At 72.7% G+C, this 1420-nt stretch carries 1 protein-coding gene; it reads left to right on the top strand.

Going from position 1 to position 1420, the window contains the following annotated elements; translation table 11 throughout:
• Positions 1-1120 (top strand): polysaccharide deacetylase family protein (locus FNQ90_RS23135; protein ID WP_228471536.1); only part of this gene is annotated, 1120 nt, incomplete at its 5' end.
• Positions 1121-1420 lie beyond the last annotated feature (300 nt).

Raw genomic sequence — 1420 nt, 5'->3', positions numbered from 1 at the left:
CGGCGAGGCCGTGGACGCGGGGCCGAGCCCGGAGAACCCGCGTCTCATCGGGGACGGGTCGACGGCCGACACCGGGCCGCAGCCCCGGCAGCCGGAGGCGCGGCGACTGGATGCGGGCGAGCGGCCCCCGCAGTTCGTGGTGGTGTCGTGGGACGGGGCCGCCTCGTTGGACGACGGCTTGTTCGACCGGTTCCTGGGGGTGGCGGAGGGGATCGGCGGGGCGATGACGTTCTTCCTCTCCGGCCTGTACCTGCTGCCGGAGGCGCGGAAGGAGCGGTACCTGCCCCCGCGGAACGCGCCGGGCGCCTCGGACATCGGCTACCTGTCCGACGGGGCGATCCGGGAGACCATCCGCCGGCTGCGGACGGCCTGGCTGGACGGTCACGAGATCGGCACCCACTTCAACGGCCACTTCTGCGCCGGCGCCGGCTCGGTGGAGCACTGGACGCCGGAGGAGTGGCGCGAGGAGATCGAACAGGCGATCGGCTTCGTCACCGAGTGGCGCACGAACACGGGGTTCGAGGACCTGGAGCCGCTGCCGTTCGACTACCGGCGGGAGTTGGTGGGTGGTCGGACGCCGTGCCTGTTGGGTCAGGACAACCTGTTGCCGACGGCGGCGGAGCTGGGGTGGCGGTACGACGCGAGTTCGCCGGGTCGGCACCAGGTGTGGCCGACCCGGCGCGGGGGGATCTGGGACCTCCCCCTGCAACTGGTGCCGTTCCCGGGGCGGTCCTTCGAGGTGTTGTCGATGGACTACAACATCATGGTCAATCAGTCGGGGGGCACGCAGGGGGACCCGGCGCTGCACGGGGTGTGGCGGGACGAGGCACGGGGGGCGTTCGTCGCGGGCTTCGAGCGGGTGCACGGGGGCAATCGCGCGCCGCTGTTCATCGGCAACCACTTCCAGCAGTGGAACGGCGGCATCTACATGGACGCGGTGGAGGAGGCGCTGGTGGAGATGGCGGAGCGGTCGGGCGGGGAGGACGACGTGCGGTTCGTCTCCTTCCGACAGTTGTGCGACTGGCTGGACGCGCAGGATCCGGTGGTGTTGGAGAACCTGCGCGGGTTGGGCGTCGGGCAGGCTCCGACGGGCGGGTGGTCCTCGGTGGTCACGGCGTAGGGCCGATCCGGCCCCGGGGCGGGTGCGGTGCGCACCTGTGGGCGCCACCCGCCCCGGGTACGCTCGGAGCCGTCAACCAATACCCCAAGGGGTATAAAACCCTCGGCGCGGGGAGCCCACCGTGAAGGTCATCGTCGTCGGAGGGGTCGCGGGCGGGATGTCCGCCGCCGCCCGACTGCGCCGTCCGGACGAGTCGGCGGAGCTCGTCGTCCTCGAACGCGGGCGGATCGACGTCCTGGCCACGGCGATGGCCGCCGGACCGCCCGCCCCGCGCCGGCCGACATCGAGTCGGCCCCCGCC

The sequence above is a fragment of the Streptomyces alkaliphilus genome, from assembly GCF_014141535.1.
In the GTDB taxonomy this organism is placed as follows: domain Bacteria; phylum Actinomycetota; class Actinomycetes; order Streptomycetales; family Streptomycetaceae; genus Streptomyces; species Streptomyces alkaliphilus.
Note: the sequence above shows the minus strand (reverse complement) of the source record. Positions and strands in the feature narration are given on the sequence as shown.